The 23615-nt window shown below is 61.4% G+C and carries 23 protein-coding genes and 2 pseudogenes; 6 read left to right on the plus strand and 19 right to left on the minus strand.

All coding sequences use genetic code 11. The annotated features are described in order from the left end of the window. Nucleotides 1–133: 133 nt before the first annotated feature. Genes SC318_RS16870 through SC318_RS16880 form a run of 3 tightly spaced genes read right to left on the minus strand, consistent with a single transcriptional unit; the run spans nucleotide 134 to nucleotide 2655 of the window. A complete protein-coding gene (locus tag SC318_RS16870) occupies nucleotides 134–1381 on the minus strand; it encodes an ATP-grasp domain-containing protein (RefSeq protein WP_320427719.1) in 1248 nt (415 codons plus the stop codon). Beyond that, the gene (locus SC318_RS16875; RefSeq protein WP_320427720.1) at nucleotides 1378–2289 is read right to left on the minus strand and encodes an EamA family transporter; all 912 of its coding nucleotides are present in this window, start codon (nucleotides 2287–2289) and stop codon (nucleotides 1378–1380) included. Before SC318_RS16875 ends, SC318_RS16870 begins: the two co-directional genes overlap by 4 nt. A gap of 33 nt (nucleotides 2290–2322) precedes the next feature. Beyond that, nucleotides 2323–2655, minus strand: coding sequence for a pyridoxal-phosphate dependent enzyme (locus SC318_RS16880; protein WP_320427721.1), 333 nt, complete (start codon nucleotides 2653–2655; stop codon nucleotides 2323–2325). A gap of 387 nt (nucleotides 2656–3042) precedes the next feature. On the opposite strand from SC318_RS16880, the gene SC318_RS16885 reads away from it, so the two are divergent. The 4 genes from SC318_RS16885 (at nucleotide 3043) to SC318_RS16900 (ending at nucleotide 7089) form a co-directional block, all read left to right on the plus strand. Further along, a complete protein-coding gene (locus SC318_RS16885; protein ID WP_320427722.1) occupies nucleotides 3043–4119 on the plus strand; it encodes an aldo/keto reductase in 1077 nt (358 codons plus the stop codon). A gap of 72 nt (nucleotides 4120–4191) precedes the next feature. Then, nucleotides 4192–4434 carry a hypothetical protein gene (locus SC318_RS16890; RefSeq protein WP_306493644.1) on the plus strand — a complete coding sequence of 81 codons (243 nt, stop codon included), beginning with the start codon at nucleotides 4192–4194 and terminating at the stop codon, nucleotides 4432–4434. A 151-nt stretch (nucleotides 4435–4585) separates the two neighbouring features. Continuing rightward, nucleotides 4586–5800, plus strand: coding sequence for a DUF1835 domain-containing protein (locus SC318_RS16895; protein ID WP_320427723.1), 1215 nt, complete (start codon nucleotides 4586–4588; stop codon nucleotides 5798–5800). Between the two features lie 452 nt (nucleotides 5801–6252). Beyond that, on the plus strand, nucleotides 6253–7089 hold the full coding sequence (locus tag SC318_RS16900; protein ID WP_320427724.1) for an HAD family acid phosphatase: 837 nt from the start codon (nucleotides 6253–6255) through the stop codon (nucleotides 7087–7089). A 47-nt stretch (nucleotides 7090–7136) separates the two neighbouring features. Here the strand turns inward: SC318_RS16900 and SC318_RS16905 are convergent, their stop codons facing one another. Further along, the gene (locus tag SC318_RS16905) at nucleotides 7137–7625 is read right to left on the minus strand and encodes an Hcp family type VI secretion system effector (RefSeq protein ID WP_320427725.1); all 489 of its coding nucleotides are present in this window, start codon (nucleotides 7623–7625) and stop codon (nucleotides 7137–7139) included. A gap of 184 nt (nucleotides 7626–7809) precedes the next feature. On the opposite strand from SC318_RS16905, the gene SC318_RS16910 reads away from it, so the two are divergent. Beyond that, nucleotides 7810–8724: an Ssp4 family T6SS effector gene (locus SC318_RS16910; RefSeq protein WP_320427726.1), complete on the plus strand. Its 915-nt coding sequence runs from the start codon at nucleotides 7810–7812 to the stop codon at nucleotides 8722–8724. A gap of 76 nt (nucleotides 8725–8800) precedes the next feature. Here the strand turns inward: SC318_RS16910 and SC318_RS16915 are convergent, their stop codons facing one another. Beyond that, on the minus strand, nucleotides 8801–9085 hold the full coding sequence (locus tag SC318_RS16915; RefSeq protein ID WP_320427727.1) for a hypothetical protein: 285 nt from the start codon (nucleotides 9083–9085) through the stop codon (nucleotides 8801–8803). Between the two features lie 320 nt (nucleotides 9086–9405). Here SC318_RS16915 and SC318_RS16920 point away from each other — a divergent pair. Further along, nucleotides 9406–9600, plus strand: a pseudogene (locus tag SC318_RS16920) (phosphohydrolase); the annotation flags it as partial. 6 nt (nucleotides 9601–9606) lie between these two features. Here the strand turns inward: SC318_RS16920 and SC318_RS16925 are convergent. From SC318_RS16925 to SC318_RS16990, 14 genes and pseudogenes are all read right to left on the minus strand, one after another. Then, nucleotides 9607–10029, minus strand: a complete 423-nt coding sequence (locus tag SC318_RS16925) for a RidA family protein (RefSeq protein ID WP_124387326.1) — start codon at nucleotides 10027–10029, stop codon at nucleotides 9607–9609. Between the two features lie 172 nt (nucleotides 10030–10201). Continuing rightward, nucleotides 10202–11785 (minus strand): flavin monoamine oxidase family protein, encoded by a 1584-nt coding sequence (locus SC318_RS16930; protein ID WP_320427728.1) that lies wholly within the window; start codon nucleotides 11783–11785, stop codon nucleotides 10202–10204. Between the two features lie 11 nt (nucleotides 11786–11796). After that, nucleotides 11797–12720 carry an ABC transporter substrate-binding protein gene (locus SC318_RS16935; RefSeq protein WP_320427729.1) on the minus strand — a complete coding sequence of 308 codons (924 nt, stop codon included), beginning with the start codon at nucleotides 12718–12720 and terminating at the stop codon, nucleotides 11797–11799. Nucleotides 12721–12738: 18 nt separating this feature from the next. Continuing rightward, nucleotides 12739–13512 (minus strand): annotated as a pseudogene (locus SC318_RS16940) (amino acid ABC transporter ATP-binding protein). Then, nucleotides 13505–14476: an amino acid ABC transporter permease gene (locus tag SC318_RS16945; RefSeq protein WP_320427730.1), complete on the minus strand. Its 972-nt coding sequence runs from the start codon at nucleotides 14474–14476 to the stop codon at nucleotides 13505–13507. Before SC318_RS16945 ends, SC318_RS16940 begins: the two are co-directional and overlap by 8 nt. A gap of 19 nt (nucleotides 14477–14495) precedes the next feature. Continuing rightward, entirely contained in the window at nucleotides 14496–16889 is a 2394-nt protein-coding gene (locus SC318_RS16950) for a TonB-dependent receptor plug domain-containing protein (RefSeq protein WP_320427731.1), read from the minus strand. Nucleotides 16890–17360: 471 nt separating this feature from the next. Next, nucleotides 17361–19487: a type II secretion system secretin GspD gene (gspD, locus tag SC318_RS16955; protein WP_320427732.1), complete on the minus strand. Its 2127-nt coding sequence runs from the start codon at nucleotides 19485–19487 to the stop codon at nucleotides 17361–17363. Between the two features lie 5 nt (nucleotides 19488–19492). Next, the gene (locus tag SC318_RS16960) at nucleotides 19493–19993 is read right to left on the minus strand and encodes a type II secretion system protein, XpsN-like (protein WP_320427733.1); all 501 of its coding nucleotides are present in this window, start codon (nucleotides 19991–19993) and stop codon (nucleotides 19493–19495) included. After that, nucleotides 19990–20592: a type II secretion system protein GspM gene (gene gspM, locus SC318_RS16965; protein WP_320427734.1), complete on the minus strand. Its 603-nt coding sequence runs from the start codon at nucleotides 20590–20592 to the stop codon at nucleotides 19990–19992. Before gspM ends, SC318_RS16960 begins: the two co-directional genes overlap by 4 nt. Then, nucleotides 20567–21559, minus strand: coding sequence for a PilN domain-containing protein (locus tag SC318_RS16970; RefSeq protein WP_320427735.1), 993 nt, complete (start codon nucleotides 21557–21559; stop codon nucleotides 20567–20569). The genes gspM and SC318_RS16970 overlap by 26 nt, the downstream gene beginning before the upstream one ends. Then, nucleotides 21556–22257, minus strand: a complete 702-nt coding sequence (locus SC318_RS16975; RefSeq protein ID WP_320427736.1) for a type II secretion system minor pseudopilin GspK — start codon at nucleotides 22255–22257, stop codon at nucleotides 21556–21558. Before SC318_RS16975 ends, SC318_RS16970 begins: the two co-directional genes overlap by 4 nt. Further along, nucleotides 22254–22862 (minus strand): type II secretion system protein GspJ, encoded by a 609-nt coding sequence (locus SC318_RS16980; RefSeq protein WP_320427737.1) that lies wholly within the window; start codon nucleotides 22860–22862, stop codon nucleotides 22254–22256. Before SC318_RS16980 ends, SC318_RS16975 begins: the two co-directional genes overlap by 4 nt. After that, nucleotides 22859–23191, minus strand: coding sequence for a type II secretion system protein (locus SC318_RS16985; RefSeq protein ID WP_320427738.1), 333 nt, complete (start codon nucleotides 23189–23191; stop codon nucleotides 22859–22861). The genes SC318_RS16980 and SC318_RS16985 overlap by 4 nt, the downstream gene beginning before the upstream one ends. Then, a complete protein-coding gene (locus tag SC318_RS16990; RefSeq protein WP_320427739.1) occupies nucleotides 23188–23613 on the minus strand; it encodes a GspH/FimT family pseudopilin in 426 nt (141 codons plus the stop codon). The genes SC318_RS16985 and SC318_RS16990 overlap by 4 nt, the downstream gene beginning before the upstream one ends. Between the last annotated feature and the right edge of the window lie 2 nt (nucleotides 23614–23615).

A 23615-nucleotide genomic window follows, 5' to 3' on the forward strand; every position in this document is an offset into this window, starting at 1 on the left:
TCCATGGGCTTGTCGACCGAGTATTCGTGTCGATGGCTGCAATCTTCCTATGCGCTAACCGTCAGCAGAATGACCAGCTTATACAATCGAGCATTTCATAAAATGAAACAACTACGCGATCCATCACTCGCAACTACCCGCTAGCCAGGTAAGCTCCCCGCAATTCAAGGGCGCGAATCCTGCGGTAATCCGCTTCGATCACCGCTGGGTCGCTATTTACCAGATACACCGTGCCGGGCTGACTGAACACATCTTGAGTTACGCCTATGTGCTGGCCGCTCTCGACGTAAAACACTGCCTCAAAAAACGACTCCAGCTTGAGCAGTTCTTTCAAAAACACGTCCCTTTCAAAACAGCCTTCCGAGCGATTGATCAAACAAACATTGTAGGTGTGTTGCAGACGCCGATAATCAACCTTGCTCTCCAATCGTTTCTGAAATACCTCAGGCTGTATGAGGGATAAAACCACGGCGTCAATCTGCCCAAGGCCAGTGGTCATTCTTGAAACATCAGGCCGGAGAATGCCGTCAGTGCGGGCAGCAATTTCTACCAGTTTCGGACCGCTTTCGGTGAGCATGACCTCGGCATGACTGGGGCCGTTTCGTATGCCGAGACACCGCACCACTGCTTTCGTGTAGTCGACCAGAATTGAGTAAACCGGCGAGTCAGGTCCAATCAGCTCATCAATGTCATAGAGAACCCCGCCAGTCGGCGTTCGCTGCTTTTGGTATCGTACGACCTCAGTGACAAGCTGCTGCCCGTCGAGAGAGACCATATTCACCACAAACTCCACCCCCACCAGATATTCCTGGATCAGGACCTGCGTGTTAGGGATATTCAGCTTATTGGTCGTTCCCAGTAGACGTTCCACGGCAGCCTGGCAGGCGTGCATACCTTCACAGATAAACACGCCATCGGCGCCTGCGCTTTCGAGGGGCTTGATTACTACAGGAAAACGTCCGTGCTCACTGATCCAGTCTCGCGCAAGCGCCCAAGAGCCAGCGATGAACTGCTGTGCGGCCGGCAGTTGCGCCTGAGTTATGCACTGGATCATTTCGTACTTGTTTCGACGTGCGTTAGTTTTGTCGAAATGATTGCGATAAGACAGTTGCAACCGCTCATTCAAGTGGTCAGCCAGAAGCACACCGGTTTCCGCACCCGCAAGAACGAACTGTGGCTTGAAACGTCGGACTTGCGCCAATGTCGTTGCAACGTCTGCGTTGACGATCATCTGTTCATAGAGCCCGCAGTCAAAACCTTTGTAATAGTAGCTGTCCAGCGCTTCTGAAGAAGCAACGTGCGCCAGCACACAACCTTCATCTTTTAAACGCTTGGCCAAGAACTTCCCTGATGAAAACCCATCGACCATGACGACTCTCATAAAACCTTCCTTTTCAATGCATACAACGACCTGCCTAGCAGTAAAAAGATAATCACAGAGACCGCTGCCACGCTGGCGAGGGAGAATTCAACTCTCGCATCCAGGTACTGGAGCAGTAAAACGAACACAGGAAGCGTCAGCAAAACCAGGGAAACGTGAATAGGCGTGAGGTAATAGATCGTTTTCTGGATCAGGTAAATGGGTAGCAAATGCCCTAACACTACCAGGAGCACGATAGCCGGTACCCGCTCGCCATCGAGTAGAAAACTCGCGCCTGTGAAAGGTATTGCCACGGCACAAACACCTACCATCGCAATATTTCTAATACCCAGAATCTCGTACACGGTCCATTGGCGAGCAAACATCTCCCTGGAAAAAATCGTGTACACGACCGTGCCCAGCGCACACACCAAAACACTGGCAATACCAAGCGCACGTTGCCCACCGGTGGTAGTGACTACTCCGCTCTCACCGATAAAAGAATTGAACAACATGATTGCCACCGAGATGAGCACTAGCCAGGAAACCGCCGTGTCTGCGAGAGCGACCTTGACGCTACGTTTTTTCACCAACGATATAATCAACGTTAGTGCTGGACCACAGGCTACCGAGGCCACCCCGACTACCGCGGGCTCCAGATAACGCAACGCATAAAACAGCCCGCCCCAATTAAGAAGAACCGCAAGATTGACGATAACGACCAATCGCCATTGGGCTTTAAATTTTGAACACAACAAATCGGTATTTTTATAGAACGCCAATAAACCAAAAAAGCAGGCTGAGGTAATGAAACAATAAAAAATCAAAGTCAACGTGCTGATGGTTTGAGTGACCAGCGCAACATAAACGTCGAACGCGGCGCTGATGAAACAAAACACCAAGCCGATGAGTACACCGATTCGCTGCATTATATTTATCCCCCAATGCGCACTTGAACGCCCTCATTCCACGCTAACGCCGTCCTCTCCAAAGCGTATCTGCGCTTTGCGCTCTTGCGTCATACCCTCGGGCATAAATATCTTTATTCTGTAGCCTTTCAGTCTGCCGATCCATGCCAGTGCTGCACCTCCATTACCTGTAGAGCAGTCAATCAGCGTCATACCAGGCACAATGATTCGAGCTTCTTCCAACCGATTTACAATATTTAGGTAAGTTCGATCCTTATGACTTCCCGAAGGATTTAAAAACTCGCACTTTGAAAGGACTCTATTGCCGTTTTCGAAAAGCGTCGCCAACTCAACCAGTGGTGTGTTGCCAATATCCTTGAGTTCCATTTTCAAGCTCCTGCGACTTTTACAACAGACTTGAACGCTAGCAAATCACTCAGAAAAAAAATAGCTAGCAAAACGGATAGGCAGAAGCAAGAAAACTCCGACTCCCCCTTGAGAAACATATGTAGGACGATACAACAGGGCCAAACTAATTAAGATCAGCGATAACAATTAATAGGTGTATGGATTTGTACTACAGCTGCTGCTGATGCCGCCGCCCACAGCCATTGGCGCTCCGGGTCCAGGCGCAACAGCAGAGGCAACGCGCCGCTGATCAGGATCAGCGAGGCGGCATTGTTGCGGTAGACGCCGAAGTTTTCATGAAAAAATTCAAACTATCGCCACCCCTGTCGTTCACACCTTCACGTGCAACGCAAAGTAGGAGGCAACATGCAATACCGACAACTGGGTCATTCCGGCCTGCTGGTTTCGCAAATTATCCTGGGCACGGTGCCCTTTGGCGGTCGCGCCGAGTTCGAGAAATGCGGTGCGGTGGACGTGCCCCAGGCCAGGCGCATGTTCGATATCGCGTTCGAGGCCGGGGTGAACATGATCGATACCGCCGACCTTTACTCCCATGGCCTGGCCGAGGAAGTGGTCGGTAAAGCCCTGGGCGACAAACGCAACGACGTCCTGCTAGCGACCAAGGGCCGCAGCCCGGTGGACCAGAACCCGAATAACTCCGGCTCATCGCGCTATCACCTGATTCGCGCCTGTGAAGCCAGCTTGAAGCGCCTGGGCACCGACCATATCGACTTGTACCAGCTGCACAACTGGGACGGCCTGACGCCCATCGAAGAGACGCTCGAAGCGCTGCGCCTGCTGGTCGGTTCGGGCAAAATCCGCTACTTCGGCACCAGCAACTTCACCGCCTGGCAAATGATGAAAACCCTGGGCAAGGCCGAGTTGCACGGCATGCTCAAACCGATCACCCAGCAGATCTACTACACGCCCGAATCCCGCGAGGCCGAGTACGAACTGCTGCCGTTGGCATTGGACCAACAGGTCGGCACGCTGGTATGGGGGCCGATGGGTGAAGGCCTGTTGACCGGCTCGACCCGGCGCGGACATAAACCGCCTGCCAACACCCGCCAGGGCAGCGACTGGCCGGAACCCTATGTGCATGACCCGGAACGGGCGCTGGACATCATCGAAACCCTGGCCGCCGTGGGCGATGAACACGGGGTGTCGGTGGCGCGCACCTGCCTGGCGTGGCTCAAGGACCGCCCGGGGATCACTTCGCTGATCGTCGGCGCCCGCACCGAGGCGCACCTGCGCGACAACCTGGCCGCCACGGAGTTGAAGCTGACCGAGGAGCAGTCCTCACGCATTGAGGCCGTGACACGTCGCCAGCCGCTTTACCCGTACTGGCATCGGTTCACCGCAGGGATCGATCGCTTTGATCCGGCGGAGCAGCCGTTCCTCGCCGAGCACCAGAAAACCATGGACGCGCGCAAAGACAAATAGCCGTCTGCGGCACACAGCAGATCAATGGGTGGGAGGGGCCTGTGCCCTCTCACTTCAATCAAGGAGACAGCGTTGATCGCACAAATCATGATCGCCGCCCTCGGGGTGGTCGCCATCTGGTTCAGTCAAAGCAAACGCCTGAAAGTACGCCGCTACGCCTGCCTGTTCGGCATGGCCGGCCAGCCGTTCTGGTTCTGGTCTTCGATCAATGCCGAGCAATGGGGCATTGTGCTGCTCAGCTGTTTTTATACAGTGGCCTGGGCCAAGGGCATCAAGACCCATTGGATTGATCGCAAGCCCGACCAGCTCGTCTGAGATTGCAATTGAGCGCCGCACTGCCTATATTTTGCGCCTGGCGCTCTCTACGCCACCTTCCGCGGAAAGGGCTGCGCCCAAGACACACAGCTCTACCTCATTTCTACGACTCCCAACCTTAAAGCGGAAAAGGTTTGTGCAAGGAGCTCGTATGTCACATCCCCCTTTTACCTCCAATACCAACGGCCGCCTCAACCTTGAGCAGCAGCGCAAGCGCGCCAAGGAACTGTTGGCGCAGCTTAAACACCAGGACCCCGGCGCAACCTTGTCCCAAGCCCAATGGCACATCGCTAAACAGTTAGGCTTCAGCAGTTGGCCCAAGCTCAAAGCCCATGTCGACGCCCTTGATTTCGCCGCGCGCCACCCGGACTTCATTGCCAGCGACGAAGCCCGCACCACTCACTGGCGGTGCGGCAATGACATCGCCCACAGCCTGCAGCTGGCGGGGTTCAACGGGCAGTTCCGGATGCTGACCGACCCGCTGTGCATGGGCCCGGTACGCGACCTGCCTGGCGGTGAATACCAAAGCCTGCGCGGAGCCTTCATCAGCCATGCATTCGGCCTGGAAGCAACTGACGTGGCGCGGCGGTTGGCCGACGAATATGCCCAGCTCCAAACCCTGGCCACAGCGCAGCACAGCGTGCTGTGGTGTGAAGCGGATGCCTACGACCAGCTGTTTCTGGTTCGCGCCTTGGCGGGTCTTGAACGGCTACCGTCTAAACTTGAACTGATTGAAGTGGACCATATTCCAGGCGTCGAGCGCTTTATCGGGATCGGCCAATTGGCGCCCGATGTACTCGCCTGGCTCTGGCCGCAGCGACGCACGATCGATGAGGCCGCGATACTACTGGCCAAACAGGCGTGGACGGCATACTGCAGCCACTCACCTTTGCAATGGGCGCAATTGGCTCACGGCAACCATCGCGCCCTGCCCTTTCTCGCTCCTGCGCTGCTGCGCCAGTTGCAGGAGTTGCCTGGAACGCAGGATGGCTTGTCCCTGACCGAACGCCTGGCCCTGAGCTACATCGCCGATACCGGGCCAGTACCATTTGGTCGGGTATTCGCAGAGCTGATGGCCAAGCGCGAACCGCTGCCGTTTCTGGGCGACATGATGTTTCATGCGCTGTTGCGGCCGTTGATCGATGGCGACCAGCCGTTGCTGGTGGAAACCGAGACGCATCTTGAGTGGCCTCGGCGAGGCTTGGCAGTGACCGCATTAGGTCTTGAAGTGCTTGACGCTAACGCCTATTGGCCCGACCACAGCTCACACATTCGCTGGGTTGGGGGCATCTGCATTGAACCAGGGCGGCCCCACTGGACGGTAGACAAGGATGCTCAGCCCGTTTGGCGAAGCGCCATCGAATAGGCTGGTTCGTCAGAGAAGCCTTCCACAATGAGCTCGATGATGGCTTCTCTCTATTCGCTCACGTTCAGGGCAAACCGGGTTTATCCTACGCAACCTGTAGCAGCCAACCGTCACCATGATGCGAAGTGAGCCGCTCTTGATCATGATCTCAGGCGCCCCGTTAAACTCCGTCAACGGGCTTTTTGTAGGATCGAACTTGCTCGCGAAGAACTCAGGCCCCCCCGCGTTTATTCAGAATGAACGCGTCGCTTAGACGTTTTTCGCGAGCAAGCTCGCTCCTACAGGGGGCCTTTTGCTTGACTGGTTTGAACGGGAGCAAGCTCCCTCGCCACGGTTGAGAGCCGTGTCAAAGTTGTGTAGATACCCATGTCGCCCTGCGGCAACCCAGGCATTGGCGCCTTGGATGTCGAGGCCCCCTGAGACGCAACCGCTTCCACCTGCGAGCCCTCACCATGCGTAACCTGATTTTCGCCACCGCCAGCCTTTTATCCATCGCTTTGGCAGGCTGCCAACAAACCCCACCGGCCAACGACCAGCTCGACGCCGTGCTCTGGACCCAGACCTCCATCGAGCACGAGCTGATCTACCGTCAGCTATTCGCCAACGCTACGCGCCAGCTCGATGCCGCCCTGGCCGATCCCACCTGGGACGCCTTGCCCTTCGCTGCGCGGGATTTGAAAGGGCTGCCTCCGGCCGTGGTGGTGGATATCGACGAAACCCTGCTGGACAACGTGCCGCTCAATGCCCGCGACATTCTCAACAACCAGGTGTATTCCTACGACCGCTGGAACACCTGGGTCGACCAGGCCAAGGCTGAGGCCCTGCCGGGTTCGGTGGCGTTTCTGCAGGCGGCCCGGCAAAAAGGCGTCAAGGTCTATTACCTCACCAACCGCGAACACAGCCAGGTTGCCGCCACGGCGCGGAACCTGCGCTTGCGCGGTTTCCCGGTTGAAGATGATGACCAGATCCTGGCGGCCAGCACGCCCACCGGCCACTGCGAAAGCGCCGGCTACGGCAAGAACTGCCGACGCCAATGGGTCGCCAGCCATGCGCGGGTGCTGCTGATGGCCGGCGATTCCCTGGGGGATTTCGTACAGGCCGAACACAACACGCTGGCGGCCCAGCGCAAGGCAGTGGAGCCCTATGTGAACTGGCTGGGGCAGCGCTGGTTCCTGCTGCCCAATCCAAGTTACGGCACCTGGTACAGCGCGCCGTACGGGGACAACGAGAAGTTACCGTTCGAGCAAAAGCGCAGGCTCAAACAGCAGGCGTTGCAGTTGCAGGAGTAGGTGGTAAGTTCAAAGCGCGGGAACGATCAACGTCGGCAGGTGATGGTTCAGGCTTTGACGTTCTGCCGAATACTCCATCCGAACTTCACCGGCCCACCCTCCTTGGCGCCGTCGGCCTTCTGCGGCTGGTAGCTCACATCTACTGTGGCGAAGTTCAAGGCGATGCGGTCGTACAACACATCGCCGGCCCGTTCCGCGCTGGTGCTGTAGGACACCACCATAACTTCCTTGAGAGTGATCATCAGATACTCCACCGGGCTGGCCCCTCCTGCCTTGCGTACCACCAGTCTGGCTTCGGGATAATGCTTGCCACTGGCACAGGCCATCATGAGGTTTGGGCTGGATTTATCCAGCGGTTTTGTAAGGTTGAGATTGGCGAAGTCCGCCTTGCCTGCTCCTCCTCCAGTACCGGCGTGCATCGAACCCGTCTGTGACAACCCCCATGCCCATTCGAAGATATCAATTTCATCGCGATGCGCCTGGTCGCGTGACTCACCCTTGATGTCGCCCAGTTTCAAAAACATATCAACAGCCATGTTGGCTCCTTGTCCTGATGTGCGCCGGGAGTGACGTGGGGCGCACTGTTCCTGAACCAGCGGCGTACTCACAAGACGGCAAAGCGAGATTGGGAAGCGCCTGTCTGTAGATGGCGAAACATCCGACATTAATTTGCGCCAATGCATCTTTACCCTTTCAACTCCCACAATCAGGAGTTAAGGAATGACGGCCCGTCTGTTCAAGGATGGATTCCCCTCAGCCCACCGTACAACCCGCCAGCGGATCGAAAGCAGTATCGACCTGCGTCGGTTGTTCTTTGCCATCGACAGCGACCCGGCGCTGATTGGTGCGGGGGTGGTATATATCGATGAAATGTTCAACGTGGTGATACTGCGCGAGTTTCAAGGTGTTTGCAGTGTGCGGCCGATCAAGGTGGTGCTGCGTGAGGCGCCTCGATATGTGGGGCCAGTGGAGTTCAAGCGGATGCTGGAGCATGAGCCGCGCCAGTCAAGGTTGGTGGGAGAGGCGCTGAATACCGCAGTGTCATGCGCTGGGGCGTTGCTCAGTTGGGTAGTAATTACAAGTGGTGCTGCGCTAATGCCTTTTACTGCAGGGGCCAGCGCGGTGATCACATTTATTGGTCAGGCAGCTCTACTCGCAAGCGGCACGCAATGTTTCATCGGCCTAGGTCGAACGAGCGTTGAAGCATTAGCTCCTGAGCACCTTGATCGACTGGATAACGAAGCTTGGTTTCAGGCCGTGTCCGCAGCGCTGGATACCATTGCATTACTCGGCGTCGCCACCTCAGCCTCAACCGTCATAAAAACAGTCAACACAACAACAAGAGTTACTGGCAAGCCACTCACTCAAGTGTTGAAAGGTCTGAACCGACAAGAAAGGGTGAGGCTGAATAATGAGCTGCTCAGGCTCCAAGATCCCCGATTAACGCTAAAACTGCTCAAAATAAAACAAGCCAACAGGGCGGTTCCAAAGCGAATCAGCGCCACAGATATGCAAATGGCTACCGCCAACCATATACGAGAGTCGCTGGCCGCTGCGTTAGGTCTTACCGGAAGCGCAGTGTCTGGGAACGTTAAGACACTGGCAATTGGTATCTACGAGGAAGTCATCCAATAAACAACTTTCGGTAACACTGCGCAGTTGCCTTGATGCCAGTGACCTGGATACTCACGGATCCCGGGAATCCTAGCGATTAACCTCCCTTGACTTTTTCATTTTTAGATATTGCGCTGGAGATCCATGCAACACCTAGCGTCATGGCAATCAGAAAAGCTTCAACAATAGCGAGCCAGCCCAAGGTCATCCAATACTGCTTTGGTTGTTCCAAAAGCGTGTAAGTGGTCGAAGGCCCTACGCGGCTGAAAGCCACAATCACACCACGAATTAAACCATCAACTATTTGATAGCCTAAAAGTCCGACAACAACGATCAGAACCGCTGTGATGCACCAGAACGATCGACTGTCTGAACGTTTCATAGAGCTTCTCCAAAGATCCAGGATACATTTTGCCTGCATGGACTGAAGGATCTGCCACTGAGTGGCATTAATTTCATCGCGGTGCACGTAGCCCGTGATTTAACCTTGATGTCGCCCAGTTTCAAACACATATCAACGGGCAGGCTGACTTCTTATCCTCATGTGCGCCAGGAGTTACGTGAGGCGCACTTTTCCTGAAACGACGACGTAATCACAAGACGGCAAAACGAGATTGGGAAGCGCCTGTCTGTAAATGGCGAAAAATCCGACATCAACTTGCGTCGCTGCATCTTTACCCTTTTGCCACCCGCTACTAAAACGCGCTGTCGTCAAAAGCCACGCTGAACGAGCTGGAGACCCTGCTACAGCACACCCAGGGCCTCAACCCGCCTGATTTCGATTATGCCTTCAACCTGGCGTACGGCAAAAAACATACGGATGCCGAGCCGCTATTCGAGGCGCTGCGCGCGTTGATCGACCGCGCTACCCAGGAACGCCTCGACACCGCACAGTGACTGACATCACCCCGCCCTGGCCGCCACCGCCTCCACTTCCACAAGCGCCCCCGGCAGGGGCAACGCCACCACCTGCAACGCGGTGCGCGCCGGTTTGTTTGGTTGCTCGGGAGTGGCGAAAAACTGCGTATAACCACGCTGCAGCCCGGCGAAATCCAGCTTGCCGTCGGTTTCCGGGGCGCCGACCAGAAACACCCGCAGCTGCACGATATCGCCCAGGTCGAGGTCCTGCTGCCGGAGGATCTTGCGCAGTTTGTTGAACACCGACACCGTCTGCACTTCGGTGTCGCCGTAAACCCCGGGCACGTTCGGGTCGGCCGGGTCCGGCAAGGTGCCGCTGACGAAGACCAGGCTGGCCGAGGCCGGCACGGTCACGGTTTGCGAGATGGGAAAATCGCCGACGCTGGTGCGTTGGATGCTATCGCTCATGGTGTTGCTCCTTGATTGAATGTCTACACAACGCTCGAAGGCTGCCCCTCCCCTTGTGGCGAGGGAGCTTGCTCCCGCTGGGCCGGGACAGGGTTCGCCGCGCTCGTGGCTTTACACGAAGGGGACTGCTACGCACTCCAGCGGGAGCAAGCTCCCTCGCCACAGCGCAGTTTCATGACACCGCCAATGCCGTGATCTGGCGCTGTTGCGTCACGCGCTCCGCCAATTGCGCGACCACGTGCCGCGCCGAATTGGCTGCCGACTCCTGCCAGATGCCCACGCCGCTTTGCACCAGACCGTCACCGGCGAAATAGACGCGGCCGTGGGCCTGTTCCAGCAGCGCGCTGGCATCGGCCGGGAAATGCTCGCGTTGCAGCCACGGGCCTTCGCTGTAGGGGATCTGCTCCCAGGACACCGCCAACGGGTGGCGCAGGTGCCTGGAATAGCCTGGGTGCAGCAGTTCCACCGCTTGCCTGGAGGTGGCGTATTGCGCGTCGAAGGACTGCGCGCCGAACACGTCGGCGCCCTCCCCGGTGACGTAACCGGCCACCAGCACGCCTTCGCGGGTGTTGAGGTCGTTGCTCGGGTACCAGAGCAAACGCGCCGGGTGTTCGACCCAGGACAGGCCGCCATAGGTGCGGTAATCGCTTTCCCAGAAGCGCGGCGATTGCCACGCCACTTTGGTCGCCTGGTCGCTGCGGGTGCTGAGCAAGGCCGCCTTGATCGGGTCGCTGAAATCGGTGTCGAGTCTGTTCAGCAACGGCAGCGGCAAGGTGGAGATCAGGTAATCGGCGCGCACCACTTGCTCACGGCCGCTGTGCTGGTCGTGATAAGTCACCGCCACGCCGTCTTCCAACTGGCGGATCTGCCGCACCTGCGCGCCCAACTGCACCTGCTCGCGCACGCGCTGGTAGAACGCCTCGGTGATACGGTCCATGCCGCCCACCGGCTGAAACATGGTCGCTGAAAACTCCGGGAACTCAGTGTGCAGCAGCGCGCCCCACAGCTCGGGATGCAGCAGGCGCTCAAGGCCAATCGGCGTGGCGCTGGCGGGCAGCGCACCGGGGTGTGCGGGCGATTCAAGGTGGCCGGCGCGCAAGCTGCCTTCGTAGGCCAATGCCTGGGAGAGGTCGCCATACACCTGCAGGAAGGCGAGCAGCCGCGTGCGCTCATCCAAGGTCAATACGTCATCGAGCGCATCGCGCTGCACCGCCTTGGCGAGCAGGCCGGACAGATGCCCGCGTGCATCGTTGACCGCCTGGCCGACGGTGAACGCCGGTTGTTGCAGGTCTGGCCGCACCTGGGCGCCATGGCTGCTGTTGACCAGCACCTCCAGCGGCACGCCCAGTTCGCTGCAATAGTCGAGGAGGGTGCGATGCTGGCTGGGGATGCGCGCCGGGCCGGCGTTGAAATACTGGCCCGGATCGAACGCCACCGTTTGCGAGCGGCCGTCCTTGTAGTCCACGCGGTCGCCATTGCGCAGGGTCCAGGTGCGTCCGCCCACGCGGTCGCGGGCCTCCAGCACCTGCACGGCGAACCCGGCGCGGGTCAGTTCCAGCGCGCTGACCAGCCCGGCAATCCCGGCGCCCAGTACCAGCACGCGGGTGCCCTGCCCCAGGCCGTCCTTGAGTTTGAGCGGCTGTGGCCGCCGGTGTGAAGACGGCCCCAGTCCCAGTGCAGCCAGCGCATCCTGGGCCGCCTTTTCGCCGCCGACTGCGGCGATGCTCGACAGTGCTTCACGTCGTGTCAGTCCCATGTTCGATACTCCTAATCCGGCAGCCCAGGTGGGTTGATCAACGATTGGTCAACGCGCTCCACATCCAGGCCCCAACGCTGCAACACTTGCGCGTATTGCCCCCCGGCAATCGCACCTTCCAGGGCGGTGTGGATCGGCTTGACCAGGCCGTTGTCCTTGCGCGTGGTCACGGCGATATCGGCCTGCAACGGCCAGCCGCCGTTGACGGTGCCGACGCGCTTGATGCCGCCGGTGATCGCCGCCGAGTAGGCGTACACCGAGTTGGGCCCGAACAGCGCATCGCTGCGTCCCGACTGCACCGCCAGTTGCGCAGCGGCCTGGTCGTCGAAGTACTGCAGCAGCGCAGGCTTGAGGCCAGCCTTTTCATTGGCCTCGTTCCACGCCAGCAAGACCTTTTCCTGATTGGTGCCGGAGCCGACGATGATCTTCAGCCCGGCGATGTCGGCGGCCTGCTTGATCTCGCTGATCGGGCTGGTGCTCTTGACGTAAAAGCCGAGCACATCCTGTCGATAGGTGGCGAAGTCAAACCGCTTCTTGCGCGCCTCGGTCACGGTGACGTTGCTGATCACCGCGTCGTACTTGCCCGAACTGACGCCCAGGGGCCAGTCCTCCCAACTGGTCTGCACCACGTTGAGTTGCAGGCCGAGACTGTCGGCGACCAACTGCGCGGTGTCGGCTTCGCTGCCGATGGTGGTCTTGTCATCGCTGGCCAGCAGCGCCAGGGGCGGCCCGGCCACACCGGACACGGCGACGGTGAACTTGCCGGGCTGGGCGAACTTGAAGCCCGGCGGGATTTGCGCGATGGCCGCTTCGTTACGTGGCGCATGAATGCGCGGGCGGTCGGGGCTGAGGTCGACCTGCTGCACCGCGAACACCTGGGGTGCGGTGCCGATGGCAAGCGCCAGCACGGCCAGGCGGATAGGTTGGATAAACATGGGCAGTCACTCCTTGAACTAAAGCACCTTGCCGAGAAAGGCCTGGGTGCGGGGGTGTCGGGGTTGGCGGAAGATCTGTTCGGGCGGGCCTTCTTCGATCAACTGGCCGTCGCAGAGAAACACCACGTGGTCAGCGACCTCGCGGGCAAAGCCGATCTCATGGGTGACGATCACCAGGGTGACGCCCAATTGGGTCAGGCCCTTGATCACGTCGAGCACTTCGCCCACCAGCTCCGGGTCGAGGGCCGAGGTGGGTTCGTCGAACAGCAACACCTTGGGGTCCAGCGCCAGCGCACGGGCAATGGCGACGCGCTGCTGCTGGCCGCCCGAGAGCTAGCGCGGGTAGGCGTCGAGCTTGTCCGCCAGGCCGACCTTGGCCAGCAACTCGGCCGCTTTGTCTCGCGCCTGGGCCTTGCTCCAGCGCTTGTGGGCCAACGGCGCTTCGGCAATGTTTTCCCAGGCGCTGAGGTGCGGGAACAGGTTGAAGTTCTGGAACACGAAGCCCACGTCGATGCGTCGCTTGAGAATTTCTCGCTCTTTGAGCTCGAACAGCAGGTCACCCTTGCGCCGATAGCCGACGTACTCACCGTCGATGGTGATGTGCCCGCTGTCGATCTTCTCCAGGTGGTTGATGGTGCGCAGCAAGGTGGACTTGCCCGAGCCGGACGGCCCGAGGATCACCGTGACCTTGCCCGGATCGATGGTCAGGTCGATGTTATCGAGCACCTGCTGGTTGCCGAAGCGCTTGCCTACGCCCTGGATCTGGATACGCCCTGCGCGTGCTTCAGCCATGGGTTTTCTCCTTGAGCCAATGGCGCAGACGTTGCAGCGGCGTCGGCGGCAACACGCGCGCGGTGCCACGGGCAAAGTGGCGCTCGACGTAATACTGGGCGCTGGTCAGCACCGTGGTGATGATCAGGTACCACACGGTGGCCACGATCAGCAGCGGGATCACCGCCTGGGTGCGGTTGTAGATGACCTGCACGGTGTAGAACAGCTCCGGCAGGGCCAGCACGTAGACAATCGAGGTGCCCTTGACCAGGCCGATGATCTCGTTGAAACCCGACGGCAGGATCGAACGCAATGCCTGGGGCAGGATGATCCGGAATATCCGCCGCGAGGCCGGCAGCCCCAACGCCGCAGCGGCTTCGTGCTGGCCGGCATCCACACCGATCAGGCCACCGCGAATGATCTCCGCCGCGTATGCCGCCTGCATCAGGCTCAAGCCCAGTACAGCCACGGTGAACTGGCTGAGCACATCCACGGTGGACCACTGCGCGAACACCTGATCGGTAAACGGCACACCGATCACGATGTGGTCGTACAGGTAGGCAAAGTTGTAGAGGATGATCAGCACCAGCAGCGCCGGCATCGAGCGGAAGAACCAGATATAGCCCCAGGCCAGCGCCGCCAGCAGCGGCGAGCCCGACAGCCGTGCCAGGGCCAGCGCGGTGCCGAGAATGATGCTGAACAGCGTGCTCAGCAGCGTCAGCAAGAGGGTCTGCCCCAGGCCGCGCAGCACCGACGGCGAGAAGAACCACTGGCCGAACACGCCCCACTCCCAACGCGGATTGGTGGCCAGGGAATGCACGATGGCAAGCAGCACCAGCGCGGCAAAGATCGAGCCGGCCCAGCGCCAGGGATGCCGGGCCGGTACTACCTGCAGGGCGCGGATCGGCGTGGACACGCGGCGCTGGCGAAGCGGGTAATCGGTGACCTCATCGATCAGGTCATAGGGTTTGGCGACAGTGGGCATGTGCTAGTCCTCGCAGGCCTTAGAAGGCATAAGTCAGCCGGGTGTAGTAATACCCGCCGGTAAAACCATAGGGCGAATAGGTGCCGTAGCTGGCGAGCATGGTGCTGCTCGGCACGCCTTGTTTCTTGGGGTAGATGTCGAAGAGGTTCTTGGCGCCGACGGCCACGTTGAGGTCTTTGGTGAGGTTGTAGCCAAGGTCGAGGTCGGTGATCCATTTGGCGCTGTAGACGCGGTCCAGGTCGCGATTGGCCGATGAGTTCACTTCCTTGTAGGCGCCGTAGCGGGTCAGGGCCAGGTTGAGGTTCAAGCGCCCGATGCTCCAGTCGCCGCCGAGGATCAGCTTGGTGTTGGGTTGCACATCGGTGATCAGGTTGCGCGCCTGGCGGTCCATCAGTTCGTAGGAGGTGCCGAGGATGTTGGTCGACTCCTTGTAGTTGAGGATCTTGGTCTGGTTCCAGTTGAACGCGGCGGTCCACTTCAGTGCACCGAAGGCGCCCAGGTCCTGGTTGTAGCTGCTGACCAGGTCCAGGCCCTTGGTGCGGGTGTCGGCGCCGTTGATGAAGTACTGGCCGCCAGAGGTGGAATTGACGCCGTTGTTCTGCAGCACCTGGGTGACTTCGGGCCCGAGCAGGGTGCCGGTGAGGGTGATGCGGTCGCGCAGGTTGATCACGTAGGCATCGGCGGTGAAGCTCAGGCGATCGGTGGGTGTAAGCGTGACGCCGAGGCTGAAGTTGGTGGAGCGCTCGGGCTTGAGGTCCTCGGCGCCCAGTGCCCTGGCCGCCGCAGAACCGACCGGCAATACGCCGTAGTTGATCGACTGGTACACCCCATCGACCACGCCATAGGTGGTCGAGCGTGCACTGAACAGGCTGTTGGCCAGCGAGGGCGCACGAAAGCCATTGCTCACCGTGGCACGTACAGCCAATTGCGGCGTGAAGTCATAACGGGTGGTCAGTTTGCCGCTGCGGGTGGCGCCCACGCCCTGGTTGTAATGCTCGTAGCGCACGGCGGTGCCCACGTACCAGTCCGGCAACGGGTTGAAGCCCGCGTCCACGTAACCTGCGACGCTGTTGCGCGAGGCGGTGCTTTCTTCGTCGGGGGAAATGCCGTTGGTGACCTGGGCCCCGGACGACGCGCAATTGCCCGGTGCCACGCAGTAACCGCCGTTGGCGTAGGACGCGTAATCGCCGGCCTGCACCTCATAGGTGTCGCGCCGATGTTCCAAACCATAGGACAGGTCCAGCGGCTTTTGCAGGCCGATATCGAAGCCGCGCTTGAAGTCCAGGTTGGTGGTCAGCTCGGTGGAAATCCACGTGCCGGAGGTGAAGCGGTTCGGTGTGGCCTCGCCCAGGGATGGGTTCTGGTTATGGGTGGTGCCCTGCTCCGCTTCGTTGCGCCCGTAGGTGGTGGACAGGTCCCAGTCCCACTCGCCCAGGGTGCCCTTGCCGCCGAAGGCCGCCTGGAAATCATCCTCGTCGATAAACCAGGTGGGCGTGTAGCCGGAGGGGTAGCCGTTGGGCCCGGTGGTGATGGTGTTGGTGATGGTCGGCAGGCGGAAGTTCTGGCCCTGCTCGGCCTTGCGCCGTGAGTAGGTGGTGAAGGAGTAGAGGCTGAGCGTGTTGTCGATGGGCAGCTCGGCGTTGTAGCCCAGGGTCAGCAGATGGGTCTTGGGCGTGCCGTAGCCGCCGTAGGTGGACTTGCCGGCCAGGCCGTAGGCTTGTTCATAGGTATAGCCATTGGCGCTGGCCTTGTTGTCGTCGTTCTGGCTGCGCGCATCCAGGGCCAACTGCACGATACCGCCGTCGCCGATTTCAAAACCCTTGTTGAGGCTTTGCTGCACGGTCTGCTTCTTGCCGTCATAGCCCAGGCCCGCATTGGTGACCGAGGTGCCGCTGGTGTCGGCCTTGAGGATCACGTTGATCACCCCGGCGATGGCGTCGGACCCGTACTGGGCGGCGGCGCCATCGCGCAGCACTTCCACATGGTCGATGGCGCTGATGGGGATCAGGTCCAGGTCGGCCGGGGCCGCGCCGGTGTTGATGCCGTTGATGTTCAGGGTGGCGCTGGTATGGCGGCGCTTGCCGTTGACCAGCACCAGCACTTCGGCCGCGCTCAAGCCTCGCAGGTTGGGGGCGCGGGCAATGCCACTGGCATCCCAGCCGGTTTTCTCCGGTAGCGTCAGCGAGGGGATCACCGCACTGAGCGCTTCCATCAAACCGGGTTTGCCGGTGCTTTGCAGTTGCCGGGCGCTGACCACATCGATGGGCACCGGGCTGCTGGTGACGGTGCGCTGCTCGGCGCCACGGTTCCCGGTGACAACCACGGTGGACAAGGTGCTGTCATCCTGGGCCTGGGCCGCGGCGGCCAGCAGGGACAGGGTCAAGGCTGCGGTGGGGGGTAGAACATGCTTCATCGCTATTCCCAGATTTTCAAATCGCAGGGTCGGGCAGGCACGCGCTGGGCGCGGCATGGCCGGTGTTCACGGTTGGGTGCGGTTTGAACTAGGTGTGGGGCGAGCGAGGGGCTTGAAGGGGCAACATACGTTGAACTCCGTTCCAACGATTCTGCTGCCGGGGATTACCCGGTCAGTTGCGCAGAATCTGAATCACGCTGGGTACCATCCGGGGTCAGGGGTAGGCTGTTGAGTTCAAACATAACGGAATGAATTTCAAAAACATAATGCTATTTGGGCATAAGCTAATATTCTTGAATTTCATTATTTTTATATATATTTATTCATATAAATAATATTTTAGAGCCATTGAGATGCAAATGTGGGAGGGGGCTTGCCCCCGATGGCGGCGGGTCAGCTGTGGATGCAGTGGCTGACACTCAGCTATCGGGGGCAAGCCCCCTCTCACATTGGTACGGTGTGTAGTCAAGCTTATTGAGCGGGCCGCAACAGTTGCATCTGCTGGCGGTAATCGTCCGTCACCTGCCGCGCCTGGCTGTTGCTGGTAATTACCCTGGGGGTAATCAACACGATCAACTCGGTGCGGTCCTTGGACTTGCTGGTGTTGCCAAACAACCAGCGCAAGCCGGGGATCTTCCCCAGGTACGGCACGGCACTGACACTTTCGGCGTTGTCCTGCTTGATCAACCCGCCCAGCAACACCGTCTGCCCGCTCTGCACCGCCACCTGGGTGGACACCGAGCGCGTGGAGATCCGCGGGTTTACCGGCGTTTCACTGTTGCTGCTCTGGCTCTGTGCATCGCTGACCTGCTGCTGAATGTCCATGTACACCAGCCCGCCCGGATTGATGCGCGGCACCACGTCGAGGATCACGCCGGTCTGCACGTATTCGACGCTGCTCAAGGTGGTGTCGGCGTCCCCCGTGTTGACGGTGGTCTGGCTGATGGGAATGTTGTCACCGACCTGAATCTGCGCCGGCTGGTTGTTCATCACCACCAGCGACGGCGCCGACAGCACCTGGGTGCGGCCGTTGGTTTCCAGGGCGTGCAGGGCCACTTGCAGGTTGGAGCTGACAAAGGAATAGAACAGCGAATCCGCCGCCCCCAGCCCTGCCCCGCCGCCGCCCAATGCACCCTGGCTGCCGGACGCATTCGCCACCGTGGTGCTGGTGGAATTGCCGGCCAGGCGCCCGAGGTACCACTGCACGCCAAGGTCCAGTTCACCGGTGAGTTTGACTTCGAGAATGCGTGTCTCGATCTGCACTTGCAGCGGCGGGTTGTCGAGGCGCTTGATCGCCGCCTCGATTTCTTTCCATTGCGCAGGACGCGTGCGCACCAGCAGCTGGTTGCTGCTTTTTTGCGCGGTGATGCGGGTGCCGGCCTCCAGGTCGCTGATGGGCGGTGCCGGGGCGTCTTCGCTGCCTTCAGAGGCCGGTTCCTCGGCGACGGGCATGGGGGTGCTGGCCTGCAGACCGGCGCTGGTGGACGAGGACAGCGTGGTGGTACGCAAGCCCGGCGCGACCTTGGCCGGGGTGTCGTCCTTGATCGCGCCAGTGCCGTAGATCTGCCGCAGGTAGCGGGCCAGGTCCGCTGCCTTCATGTTGCGCACGTCGTACACATACATCTGCGGCTCGTTGCCGCCGCCTTCGTCGATGGTGCGAATCCAGTCACCCACTTCGCTGAGGTACTGCGGCTGGGAAGAAATCGCCACCACCGAGTTGGTGCGCTCCACCGGCAAAAACCGCAGCATGCCGGCCAGGGGCGTGCCGCTGTCGGCGCCGAACATGGCTTGCAGTTGGGGCATCAGCTCAGCCACCGACGCGCGTTGCAGGCCGAACACCCCCACCGACATGCCCTTGAGCCAGTCCACATCGAAGGTGTCGATGGTGTCCTGGTAGTTGGCCAGTTCTTGCGGGGTGCCGGCCAGGCTCAGCACATTGCGCGCCGGGTCCACCAGCAGGAAGGCGTTCTCCCGGGCGAACGGCTTGAGCAGTTTCTGCATCTCGGTGGCGGAGATATAACGCAGCGAAAACAGGCGTGCCGAGAGGCCGCTGGAAGGCTGCGCCACGCGCATCTGCGGCACCAGCTTGCCGGCCACCGCCTGATTGCCCGGCAGGATCACATATCGGTTGCCCTGCTTGATCATGGCGTTATCGGTCCAGGACAGCAGGGTTTCGAGGATCGACAACGCCTGCTGCTTGTCCACCGGTTTGGAGGTGGAAAAGCTGACGTTGCCCTTCACGCCTTGGGCGATGCTGTAGTTTTCGTGCAGCAGGTCGCCCATCACGCTGTTGATCACCGCTTCAATGGGCTGGTCCTGAAAGTTGAAGACGATGTCGCCCCCCGCCTCCTCCACCGCAGGCCTGGATACCGGCGCGCGCACCAACTGCTGGTTGCCCCGAATCAACTGGCGCTGCGCGGGTGGCTGCGCCTGCGGCGGCGCGCTTTGCACGGTGGGTGCCTCGCTGGGCGGGCGTTGCGAACCGGTGCCCTGCAGGGCTTCGTGCAAAAGCGCCTGATCCGGGTCGAGGCGGTCGGGCAACGCGCCACAGCCGCCGAGGGCGACGCTGGTGGCCAGGCAAAACAACGAGGTGCGCATATCAATCAAGGGAGGGGCTCGCGAGAAGAAGAAATCGAGGGCAACCGCTTGCCGTACAGGCTCAGGGTCTGGGTACGCCCATCCAGGGCGAAACGGGCGTATTGCGGGGTGAGGTGTTCCAGGCGCCAGCCGTTGGGCAGGCTCTGGCCCAGGCGCACCGTGAGAGGTGGGCCGTCGGCTTGTTTAAGCATGGCCATTTGCAGGTTGCCGGTGATCATGATGCCGCTGAGGGTCAGGTTGGACAGGCTGGTCACCTGCGCTTTGCCTACCGCACGGTCAGGGCTGCGGTCCGGGCTGAACAGCGGCGCCTGCCAGGTGCCGGCAAGGTCGGCCAGGGCCACTGTGGGTGGCGTCTGCAGGCTGGCGGAGGGCTGCGCCGCCAGCGGTGCTGCGGGTAACCACTGCGGCTCATCGCCGATGCTGCTGAGGATCACGGCCATCAGCAGGCCCAACAAGCCTGCAATGCCGAGCAAGCCCCACTCCAGGGGGCGCAATCTGCTGTTCATGGTGTCACCCGCGCCGGTTGCAGGTAGCCGCGCACCAGCAGGTTCACCACCAGCTTGCCCGCCCCGCCCCGTGCGGGTGCCTCGCGACTGCGGCGGATGCGCAATTCGTCGACGAACAGAAACGGCGGCTGGTATTCCAGCGCATGCAGGATCGCGGTCAAGGGTTCGATGGCGCAGTTGAGGGTCAGGCTGACCTTGACCTGACGATACGGCTCGCCGTCGTCCTGCTCGGCGGTGATGGGCTTGCGCTGGGTCAGGCTGCAACCGCCGCCGCGCCCGGCCTGGCTGGCGACCAGGTCGGCCAGGCGCTGCATCAGGTCGGCGGCGACCACGTCGGGGTCATCCCCCGGCAACAGGCTGGCGCTGCTGGCCGGGTCCTGCTGCGCCCGCTCAAGCTGCTGGCGCAGCGCGTCGCCCTGGCGCAACACGCTGGCATAGCGCTGCTGCTGTTCGCGCAACTGTTCGGCGTGGGCGCCCATGCTGCGCAGCGGCCCGGCGAACCAGCTGTCGACAAGCAGCCAGTAGGCCGCGCCAAGCACAGCGGCCAGCACCAGCAAGGCTGCCCCGCGACGTTCACGGGGTGTGAGGGGTCGGCGCATCGGCTGCCTCCTGGCGCAAATGGGCACGCAAGGCAAACTGATCCTTGCCGGTGCGGGCATCGGGTTGAATCACCCCTTCGAACTGGGCGTTGTCCAGACGCTGGCAGCCTTTGATCCGGCTGATCAGACCGCTGGCCTTGGCGCTTTGGCCGGCGATGGAAATCTCGCTGCCCTTGACGTCCAACTGGTCGAGCCAGGTGTCGGCCGGCAGGCAGTGGGTCAGGTCATTGAGCAGCCCGGCCAATGGCGGTTGCGCCAGTTTGCGTCGCGCCAGGTACTGCGCCGCGCCCTGGTTGTTGAGCAGTTGCTGGCGCAGCGCATGCACCTGGGCCACCTGGGCCTTCTGTTGCTGGACACTGTGCTGCATGGCATCGACTACACGCTGGCGGTCGTTGAGCCACAGCAGCATCGCACCGACCAGCAACGCGCCGCACAGCCACGGCAGGCTGCGCTGCAAACCCAGGCCCGGCGGGCGTTGGCGCGGGCGCAGGCTGGTGGGCAACAGGTTGATGCCCAGGTCCGCCGCATCCACGCGATGGGGCCGCAGGCCCAAGGTGGCGCAGGCGGCGAGGATCGGGTCCAGGCGTTCGCGCAGGATCGCCACCAGCGTCACCTCAAGGTGAGTGGGCGTGCGTTGCTCCTGACGCGCGACGAAGTACAACTGTTCGGCCTCGAACGGGGTGTAGCGGTCCAGTTCATAGCTCACCACATTGTCCAGGTGGCGCGCGGCGGCCAGGGGCAGTTGCACGGTTTGCCGCAGCACGTGGTCAGGGCCGAGCATCAGCACCTGGCGCGCATGGCCCGGTTCGACCGGTGCGGTCAGCGGCCAGTGATGGATGCGCTCCGGCGGTTCCTGCAGGGCCAGCCAGCTCGGCACACAGCCGCGCAGCTCTGTAAGCCACAGGCGCCAGGCCTGTTGCAGCAGGCTGCCGCGCCAGTGGCGGGCGATAGGTTCGAGTCGATTCATTCTTGCCACCGCACCACCCGATAGGGCTGTGCGCTGTCCTCCACGGGGCTCAGTGAGACGGTGATACGCAGGCGCGCCTGATAACCGCCGGGCCGTTCGGCGCGGCTGTCGATTTCTACGACCTGGCCGGGGTCGGCGCCCTCGGCGTTGCGGCTTGGCAGGTTGAGCGCCTTGCGCATCAAGGGGCTGGCGAACGCCGGATCGGGTCGATCCAGGTCGCTCCATAAGGTGATTTCGGGCAACAGTTGGCTGTAGAGCGCCTGGGTCATGCCAGGCAGCTGGCGCACTTCTTCCAACACCCGCAACGGCGCCAGGCCCTGGCGGCGCCGGGCTTGGAGGGCCTTGACCCATTGCTGCGCCTGAACGGGCGTGGCACCGCAGGCCAGGGCCAGGCGCGTGAGGTCATCCGCCGCAGCATTGATCAGGTACAGCTTGCCGCGCTCGCTGCGCAGGCTGACCTGCAACCGCGCATCATCAAAGTTCAGCGCGATAGCGCGCCCATCGGCCACCCAGTGCGGCTGCGCCATGACCATGGCGATACCGGCCTGGGCGGCCAGTTGCGTGCGGGTGTGCTGGCCCAGCCACAGCGCCTGGCGGCTTTGCAATTGCACCCAACCGGCCAGGCCGCCGAGCAGCACGCTGAGCAAGGCCAGCACCCACAGCACCAGCAGCAACGCCGCACCGCGCTGGCGCTTCATTCTTCCAGGCTGCCGCTGGAAAGGTTCAGGCGCAGCGCAATCACTTGGGTGACCCACGGCACCGGCCCGTTGAGGCTGGCCGCGATGCGCACCGCATCAGGCAGGCGCCGCGGCCAGGGCCAGTCGCTGACCCAGCCGGTCGGCTGGCCCAGGGGCGACAGGCCGCGGTAGCTGAACTGCAGCTGCTCAACATGGTTGAGCAGTACCTGCGGGTCAACGCGGGCGGGGTTGATGCGCGATTCCAACTGCGCAAACTCCACCTGCAAGGCCTGGTCGACCCGCTGCAGGGTAAAGCGCTGGATACCGCCACCGAGCACACCGGGCAAGGTCGCCACAAACTGCAGGCGCTCGGGCGTGCCGCTGAAAAAACCTTCAGCCTGGCTGTCGTCCTCGGTTATATCCAGGGGCAGCGCCTCGCTGATGGCGGTGCGCAAGAACTGCTGGGCGGCCCGCATTTCGTCCAGGCTGACGCTGTAGCGCTGGGCCTTGGACACCGCACGGTTGGCGCCCAGCAGCGCGCCGCCGACCAGCACCAGCAGCACCGCCAGCAAGCTGAGCACCACGAGGATTTCCAACAGGGTGAAGCCCTGTTCGCGGCGCTTCACAGGCGCGCCTTCAAGGTGCTGAAGTGGGCCTGATGCGGGCCTTCGCTGACGGTCAGGTCGACGCGATACAGGTGCGGCGGTTGGCGGCTGAGCGTGAGTTGCCAGTGGATGCCGTCCAGTTCGCCCTGGCTGACCCCGCTGTCGAGGCGGCCGGCGGTTTCCTGATCGAGCACCGTGAGCGCCGCGTGGGTCAGGCGGTCACTGCGCGCCACCTGTGCCAGGGAACGTGCGCTCTGACCGAAGGCGACCAGCAGCACCGTGCTGCACACCGCCAGCAGCGTCAGGGCGGCGAGCATCTCGAGCAGGGTGAAACCCGCCTGGCGCTTCATGGCAACGCCTTGGACTGCACGCTGCCGGTCAGCCAGCCGATATCGATACGCCAGCGCCGCGTGCCGTTGGCGAGCAGCAGGTTGCCGCCCGTGGAGCTGCCGTCTGGGTAGAACTCCACCGCCGAGCCGACCTGCTCGGCGGTGTGCACACTCAGCTGCAGGTCTTGCGGCCAATAGCGCGGCGCGCGGCCCGGTGCGCTGAACGCGCGGTGGGGCAGATCGAACTCGGTACGCGCCGCCTGGCCGCTGATAATCGCCGCGGCCCGCGTGGTGCGCAGTGCCTCGACCATTTGCCCGACCACACGACGCTCCTTGGCCACTTGCAGGCCCTGGCGCAACCCGACGCTGAGCACGCCGGCAGCGAGGCTGACCAGCAGGATCACCACCAGCATTTCCAGCAGGGTGAAACCACGCTGGGCCATCG

Source organism: Pseudomonas sp. MUP55 (genome assembly GCF_034043515.1).
Classification (GTDB): Bacteria; Pseudomonadota; Gammaproteobacteria; order Pseudomonadales; family Pseudomonadaceae; genus Aquipseudomonas.

Bases quoted from the DNA above. Each gene is read 5' to 3' on its own strand.
- SC318_RS16895 (WP_320427723.1), top strand. From the start codon at position 4,586: ATGTCACATCCCCCTTTTACCTCCAATACCAACGGCCGCCTCAACCTT.
- SC318_RS16960 (WP_320427733.1), bottom strand. From the start codon at position 19,993: ATGAACAGCAGATTGCGCCCCCTGGAGTGGGGCTTGCTCGGCATTGCA.
- SC318_RS16985 (WP_320427738.1), bottom strand. From the start codon at position 23,191: ATGAAGCGCCAGGCGGGTTTCACCCTGCTCGAGATGCTCGCCGCCCTG.
- SC318_RS16990 (WP_320427739.1), bottom strand. From the start codon at position 23,613: ATGGCCCAGCGTGGTTTCACCCTGCTGGAAATGCTGGTGGTGATCCTG.
- SC318_RS16880 (WP_320427721.1), bottom strand. From the start codon at position 2,655: ATGGAACTCAAGGATATTGGCAACACACCACTGGTTGAGTTGGCGACG.
- SC318_RS16945 (WP_320427730.1), bottom strand. From the start codon at position 14,476: ATGCCCACTGTCGCCAAACCCTATGACCTGATCGATGAGGTCACCGAT.
- SC318_RS16905 (WP_320427725.1), bottom strand. From the start codon at position 7,625: ATGGCTGTTGATATGTTTTTGAAACTGGGCGACATCAAGGGTGAGTCA.
- gspD (WP_320427732.1), bottom strand. From the start codon at position 19,487: ATGCGCACCTCGTTGTTTTGCCTGGCCACCAGCGTCGCCCTCGGCGGC.
- SC318_RS16885 (WP_320427722.1), top strand. From the start codon at position 3,043: ATGCAATACCGACAACTGGGTCATTCCGGCCTGCTGGTTTCGCAAATT.
- SC318_RS16930 (WP_320427728.1), bottom strand. From the start codon at position 11,785: ATGGGACTGACACGACGTGAAGCACTGTCGAGCATCGCCGCAGTCGGC.
- SC318_RS16915 (WP_320427727.1), bottom strand. From the start codon at position 9,085: ATGAAACGTTCAGACAGTCGATCGTTCTGGTGCATCACAGCGGTTCTG.
- SC318_RS16935 (WP_320427729.1), bottom strand. From the start codon at position 12,720: ATGTTTATCCAACCTATCCGCCTGGCCGTGCTGGCGCTTGCCATCGGC.
- SC318_RS16875 (WP_320427720.1), bottom strand. From the start codon at position 2,289: ATGCAGCGAATCGGTGTACTCATCGGCTTGGTGTTTTGTTTCATCAGC.
- SC318_RS16910 (WP_320427726.1), top strand. From the start codon at position 7,810: ATGACGGCCCGTCTGTTCAAGGATGGATTCCCCTCAGCCCACCGTACA.
- SC318_RS16975 (WP_320427736.1), bottom strand. From the start codon at position 22,257: ATGAAGCGCCAGCGCGGTGCGGCGTTGCTGCTGGTGCTGTGGGTGCTG.
- SC318_RS16925 (WP_124387326.1), bottom strand. From the start codon at position 10,029: ATGAGCGATAGCATCCAACGCACCAGCGTCGGCGATTTTCCCATCTCG.
- gspM (WP_320427734.1), bottom strand. From the start codon at position 20,592: ATGCGCCGACCCCTCACACCCCGTGAACGTCGCGGGGCAGCCTTGCTG.
- SC318_RS16870 (WP_320427719.1), bottom strand. From the start codon at position 1,381: ATGAGAGTCGTCATGGTCGATGGGTTTTCATCAGGGAAGTTCTTGGCC.
- SC318_RS16970 (WP_320427735.1), bottom strand. From the start codon at position 21,559: ATGAATCGACTCGAACCTATCGCCCGCCACTGGCGCGGCAGCCTGCTG.
- SC318_RS16950 (WP_320427731.1), bottom strand. From the start codon at position 16,889: ATGAAGCATGTTCTACCCCCCACCGCAGCCTTGACCCTGTCCCTGCTG.
- SC318_RS16900 (WP_320427724.1), top strand. From the start codon at position 6,253: ATGCGTAACCTGATTTTCGCCACCGCCAGCCTTTTATCCATCGCTTTG.